Annotated in this window: 7 protein-coding genes; all 7 read right to left on the reverse strand. The window is 40.0% G+C overall.

The genetic code is table 11. From position 1 onward, the window contains the following. A partial coding sequence (locus tag F6K20_RS21365) for a KpsF/GutQ family sugar-phosphate isomerase (protein ID WP_287295953.1) occupies positions 1-592 on the reverse strand: 592 nt, incomplete at its 3' end. Between the two features lie 355 nt (positions 593-947). Continuing rightward, entirely contained in the window at positions 948-1781 is an 834-nt protein-coding gene (locus F6K20_RS21370) for a glycosyltransferase (RefSeq protein ID WP_287247457.1), read from the reverse strand. A 27-nt stretch (positions 1782-1808) separates the two neighbouring features. Continuing rightward, positions 1809-2513 carry an acyltransferase gene (locus F6K20_RS21375; protein WP_287247455.1) on the reverse strand — a complete coding sequence of 235 codons (705 nt, stop codon included), beginning with the start codon at positions 2511-2513 and terminating at the stop codon, positions 1809-1811. A 33-nt stretch (positions 2514-2546) separates the two neighbouring features. After that, positions 2547-3824, reverse strand: coding sequence for an ABC transporter ATP-binding protein (locus F6K20_RS21380; RefSeq protein WP_287295955.1), 1278 nt, complete (start codon positions 3822-3824; stop codon positions 2547-2549). A 2-nt stretch (positions 3825-3826) separates the two neighbouring features. Beyond that, positions 3827-4636: an ABC transporter permease gene (locus F6K20_RS21385; protein WP_502708856.1), complete on the reverse strand. Its 810-nt coding sequence runs from the start codon at positions 4634-4636 to the stop codon at positions 3827-3829. A gap of 525 nt (positions 4637-5161) precedes the next feature. Continuing rightward, positions 5162-5386 (reverse strand): hypothetical protein, encoded by a 225-nt coding sequence (locus F6K20_RS21390; RefSeq protein ID WP_287247449.1) that lies wholly within the window; start codon positions 5384-5386, stop codon positions 5162-5164. Between the two features lie 194 nt (positions 5387-5580). Further along, a partial coding sequence (locus F6K20_RS21395) for an SLC13 family permease (RefSeq protein WP_287295956.1) occupies positions 5581-5941 on the reverse strand: 361 nt, incomplete at its 5' end.

Consider the following 5941-nt stretch of genomic DNA (forward strand, 5'->3'; position numbering starts at 1 on the left):
TAGTCAGGTGCTTACCCAAACGTCCTGCCGGATGATTCAGAGCAAAATCTTCTGGCGTTAGCCCCTTAATTGGCATTAGTGTCATTGCCAAAGCATCTCCAATTGCCAGAGCAACCGTTGTGCTGGTAGTTGGAGCAAGATTAAAAGGACACACTTCTTGATCAACGGAAGCATCAAGCACAACATCTGCATTGCGAGCAAGAGTAGAGTTCAGGTTGCCCACAATCGCAATAATCGGTAATTGCCGACGCTTGAGGTAAGGCATTACAGCCACAAGCTCATCGGTTTCACCACTGTTGCTCAAAGTCACAACCACATCTGAAGAGGTGACGCTCCCTAAGTCACCGTGCATAGCATCCCCTGGATGTAGATAGGTTGCTAGAGTCCCCGTACTCGTCAAGGTAGCAGCAATTTTACGCCCTACAATTCCTGACTTGCCAACTCCCACCAATACCACTTTACCTCGACAATTAGCTAAAAGCTCAACAGCTTGCTCAACTTCCTGAGGTTGAAGTCGATTGGCAGCTAGAGTAATTGCATCAGCTTCTATTTTTAGCCTTTCAACAACCTGTGAAAAGCAAGTTTTTTCCATTAGGAACTGCATATATCTGTCTATAATTGGGGTAATATAAGTAGATATACCCTAAACTAAATGATTTAATTTTTATCTCCTTAAATTCCCCATACATAAGTCGATTATAGGCTATTTTATTGGAGTTTTAAGTAACTTAAAACCGTAAGTATTCAGCTATCAGCTATCAGCTATCAGCTATCAGCTATCAGCTATCAGCTATCAGCTATCAGCTATCAGCTATCAGCTTTTGAATAACATAGGCATTCGTCACAGCGTCGAAGCCTGTGCCACAAACTAGAAGCCTGTGCCACAAAGCTGTTCGCGTAGCGTGAGCTAAAAGCTCACGGCTGACCGCTGACCGCTGAATGCTTACTTAAAACCAACTAGTTTTTTTAACGGATTTAATCGCCCTTTTTAAAGAAGCTATTTCCCGAGCCATAGTTGAGAAATTTCCCTCTAGTAAATCACGCCTGACGTAGGAACGAACAAGGCTTAAATCAATATCAGTTTGGGTTATATAACCGCAATCCCTAGCTTCGTTAAAGTACTGAAACCATAGATCTCCATAGGGATGATTGGTATACTTCCAGGGTTGAGTGTAGAGGTTCGTATAGTGGATTAAATTCGTATCTTTGTCATAGTAATCAAAGACATTCCAAAGGGGGTCTAGTTCTCCGATCTGGTAATTGTGATGAGCAAGAAAAGCAGGACTCATACGGGCAAGGTCAGGGTAAGAATACAGACCTTGCTCAATTTCGTCGTAGTAGGTTTCTAAATCAAAGTTGCATTTTTGACAATCGATCAGCATTACGCTCAAGCCCCAAAGGTCTTTAGCTTCACTGCTATAAGCTCTTTTTGCCAGGAAATCACAGCCATTCAAAGGTGTGTCTAATAGTTCACCAATATCAGTAAAACAGATAGTATCTGAGTCAATATAAATAGCTTTACCTTGATAGTTACAGAGTTGTGGAATCAAATATCGATAGAGACTAAACTCAGTTGTATTCCGATATTTAACTCTTAAGGACATGGGAGCGAGATAAGGCTGATCATCATTAAGTTCAATAGCATTGTGGGTGCCATTGAAAACATAAATATCCAGTTCCCTATGGCTATGCTTACGAAGAGAGTAAATTGAGACTTTCCTCTCCAGTAGACTCGCTTCGCCAGATCCGATAAATACTCGCACACGCTCTTGATTTTTCATGGCTAATTTTCATAATAGTGCTAGGAATTATTTATTAGTAATAATTTGATTAGATAAATCTATTTGACTTTGACTAGTCTTGGAAAAAACTTGATCCTGTTTACTCTCTTTAGGTTCACCACGTTTACGAATAACCTTGCCTGGTACTCCTACAACTACGGAGTAAGGCTCAACACTCTTGGTTAAAACTGTCCCAGCACCGATGACAGAACCTTTACCTATTCTGCAACCATCAAGGATTCTTACTCCCGCTCCTATCCAAACATCATCTTCTATAATGACACCTTTCTTAGTAGACGGTTGAAGGTCGATAGGCGTATCAAGATCATCAAAGGTATAGTTTGAAGTAACAATTACAGTATGGGTAGCGATTCTGACCCAGTTTCCTATAACTAAGTCACCTGCACCATAAAGAAAACAGAAAGGGTTGACACTACAGTCACTACCAATTTTTATCTTACCCTGTGCAGATATGAGCATTGCTGAACTTCGGATAATTGAGCGATCGCCAATATGAATAGCAGAGTCTTCCAAATTACATTTAAGAGTTACATTATTTTCTACAATGACTCGATTTCCCAGAAATAATTTATTTAAATTATTTTTGATTACGCTTTTGCCTATATAACAGTCTTCCCCAAGATTTCCCAGGTTTTTACGGTAATAGTTTTGTCTTAGTTGTTTTTTATAATTATTCCGTAAATTACGAATTAACTTAAATAAGTTATACATCTATTATAATGGTTATAACAACAATATTTTTTGTTATTGGGGTAATGCTTTCCATTTTCTAGGTTGATAAAATTGACATTGTGTCATTAATGAATTACTTTTAACTTTGAAGGTTAATGATACGTGGTCGTAGATATAATTAGGTGGCTTTTTGACCCATACTCTACTAGAGTAAGAACCAGGTCTTAATCCAAGATAAGGCATTTCTAACTGAAGTTCAACTATTCCATTATAAATTTTTAATATTGTGTTGTCTAGGTTACTATCCAGGTTTAATAATGGTTCCCCTTCTCCAGAAATTTCTCTAATCATAAGACAAAGGATTCCATGATAAATTTTTGTGTGAGCTTTGCACTTAACACACAAGTATACAGGTTGACCACTCAGAGGATATTCAATCCTATTTCCTTGTCCATCTCTAAAGTAAACGGCAAGAATATCTAAACCAGTGCTTTCTTCTGGTGGTTTTTCTTGAAAGAAAACAGCGCCCTTTGATTCCTGTTTGTTATCTAGGAACAAATCTTCATCATATTTTTGCATTACCACAGCCGCCTTACCAACTGCTAGTAATTTTCCTCGTTGAAGATAAATTGCTGAATCACAAATAGATAGAATAGAATTAGGATTGTGAGCTACTAGAACAAACGTTGTACCTTTATCACGTAATTCAGACAGCTTTCTATAGCATTTCATCCTAAACAGAAGATCGCCGACTGCTAGCACCTCATCAATCAGAAGAATATCTGGTTCTGTATGAATTGCACTAGCGAAGCCTAACCTTGCTGCCATTCCAGAACTATAGGTTTGTACCGGCGAATCAATCGCATCCCCAATTTCCGCAAACTCTAGAACTTGATCAAACCGCTGATCAATTTCTTCCTTCGACAACCCCAAAATCGACATATTGGCATAAATATTTTCCCGCCCTGTCAAAATCGGATTAAACCCTGCTCCCAAAGCAATCAATGGTGCCAACCGACCTTTAACTTCCACAGAGCCAACATCCGGCTTAATCAAACCACTAATAATCCGCAACAATGTCGATTTACCACTACCATTTGTCCCCACTAAGCCAATAGCTTCTCCTCGTCGCAATTGAATACTGACATCATTCAGTGCCCAAAACTCCTTTTTCCGCAGCTTCTCATCCTTCTGCCTCAATCCTACTAACTCAGTGGCAATATCATGGACCCCATATAATAAAGACCGCTTCAAGTCCCGACAAAACTTTTTAGAAACCCGATTAACCGAGAGAATGACTTCACTATCCTGGGATTTGTCCGCAACGTCTCGCTCAGTGCTACTAATCATAATTAAGAACTGATCCTCTCAACTACAAAAGGGATGGATAGACGATAGACAATCCAAGCTAGGAGCAATCCCACAACAGCAATCCCACTCGTAACCCAAAATCCCAGAGGTTCTGATATCACACCTGTCGTTGCCAACTCTCGTGTTGTCACCAGCAAAGGAGTGACTGGATTCAATTTCACAATAGCGCCAAATACCCCCTCACTAGGAACTGGGTAGACAACTGGAGTCAGAAACAACCAAAATCCAGTTGCCAAAGTAAGACCCATAGAAAAATCTTTATACAAGGCTCCCATCGGGGCTAATAACAAGCCAATAAATGTTCCGAATAAGACAAGATGAATGAAAGCCACTGGTGCTATAATCACGCTCCAACTTACTGGCATCCTGAACCAGATAAACAAGCCCACAATCAGAATCAGCTTGATACCAAAGTTAAAAAATACTTGACCCAGTTTGCTAAGAATAATGGCTTCACGGGGGAAATTAATTTTAGCCAACATCGCCTTTGCCTCGGTCACCGCTTGGACAGGACCATTCAGTGTTTCCACAAAAGTCTGCCACAGGGTCATGCTAAACATCACATAAGCTGGATAGGGCAAGTCTGTGCTACCAACATTAATCACCCCATTACTCTTAGCCAAAGTAAAGCCAACAGCCGTCACAATTGGTGGTATAAAAGCCCAGATAATTCCCAGCAATGACTGGCGGTATTGAGCACTGATATCCCGGACCAGAAGTCGCCAAGCTAGTTCTCTAGAAGCCAGCAAGTCTCGCCGCATCTCTTGAAATAATTGAAGCGGATGCCTCATCTGACTCTCAGGGGTATAAACCACCCTGGGTAATCTCTGATCTGATCTTTGAGTCCGTTTCAAAACTATCTCCTCACTAAAATCCCTATGGTTACTCTGGTTTAAACTTGTGGAATAACAATCAATTATTTTATCGAATCGATTAGATAATAATAAATTTTAAATTAATTTAAAATTTATTATTATCATAGCTTTACCATAGCGCCCTGCTAGGTTTTAGCTCTGAGGTATTTCTACTTATTTAAGGTATTTTTTTAAAGAGTGTAATGGCCATCAAACGTAATAATATAGGTTTTATTGCTAAAATATCAATGGGTTACAACTCTTTAAAAATTGAATAATTTGATACTATTTTTTTTGCTAGAATCTACAGGTTATGGTGAGATTTTAAATCTAGAATTATGGTTTATAATAATTATCTGTTCAGTTATTCAAGAGTTATTGGTTAAATCTGGATAGTTTAGCCAATCAATTAAATTCATTGGTTCAGAAAAAAAACTCTACCCCAGTTGACCAAACTATTCTTCAGCCAATTTTTTTTCCAATCACCAGCCTTGATATCAAGTTGCGTTCAAAGATATCACGATTCACAATCAGGATGGGGAAGAGGGGAAAGAGTCCAGAGTATACCATCGGGCACCTCTGGTTTAGAACCGGACTTTCCGACCCGTCTGTTGCCGGTAATATCATGTCAAGATAATTACCCTTAATAAAAATCTCCCCCATCTGGCCATCTGGCCATCTGGCCATCTCCCCACACTTCCCACCCTCCCCAACCTCCCCGCGCCCGGGCCCCAAAATTGATGGGTATTCAACCAGACTTGATATAAGGGGTTAATCATTTCCCGACTCTTCGGATTTCAGCTCTCGGATCACTTAGCAGTTGGATAGTAAAAGATTTAGCTAAAGCTTCAAGAATCCCGGTCTATTTATAGCGGGGAGACTCAAGACAACCCATACAGGGCAATCACCAGTGGCGGAATAATCAATGCCATCAACAAACTTAATGGGGCACCCACCCTAGCAAAATCCAAAAACCTGTAACCCCCTGGCCCATAAACCATGGTATTGGTCTGATACCCAATCGGAGTCATAAAACTATTGGATGCTGCAAACATCACTGTAAACATAAATGCCAGAGGATTGAGACTCAAACTCTTAGCTACCTCCACAGCAATCGGCAATAGTAACACCACCGAAGCATTATTAGACAGCACCTCTGTGATCAGGACAGTAACCACATAGAACAGTGTTAACAACCAATAACCAGGGAGATTACCCCCTAGTGCCACTAGATTTTCAGCA

The organism is Moorena sp. SIO2C4 (genome assembly GCF_010672485.1).
GTDB classification, from domain to species: Bacteria; Cyanobacteriota; Cyanobacteriia; order Cyanobacteriales; family Coleofasciculaceae; genus Moorena; species Moorena producens.

Excerpts from the sequence above, each read along its gene's own strand:
- F6K20_RS21370 (WP_287247457.1), bottom strand. The coding sequence starts at position 1,781 with ATGAAAAATCAAGAGCGTGTGCGAGTATTTATCGGATCTGGCGAAGCG.
- F6K20_RS21375 (WP_287247455.1), bottom strand. The coding sequence starts at position 2,513 with ATGTATAACTTATTTAAGTTAATTCGTAATTTACGGAATAATTATAAA.
- F6K20_RS21380 (WP_287295955.1), bottom strand. The coding sequence starts at position 3,824 with ATGATTAGTAGCACTGAGCGAGACGTTGCGGACAAATCCCAGGATAGT.
- F6K20_RS21385 (WP_502708856.1), bottom strand. The coding sequence starts at position 4,636 with ATGAGGCATCCGCTTCAATTATTTCAAGAGATGCGGCGAGACTTGCTG.
- F6K20_RS21390 (WP_287247449.1), bottom strand. The coding sequence starts at position 5,386 with ATGGCCAGATGGCCAGATGGCCAGATGGGGGAGATTTTTATTAAGGGT.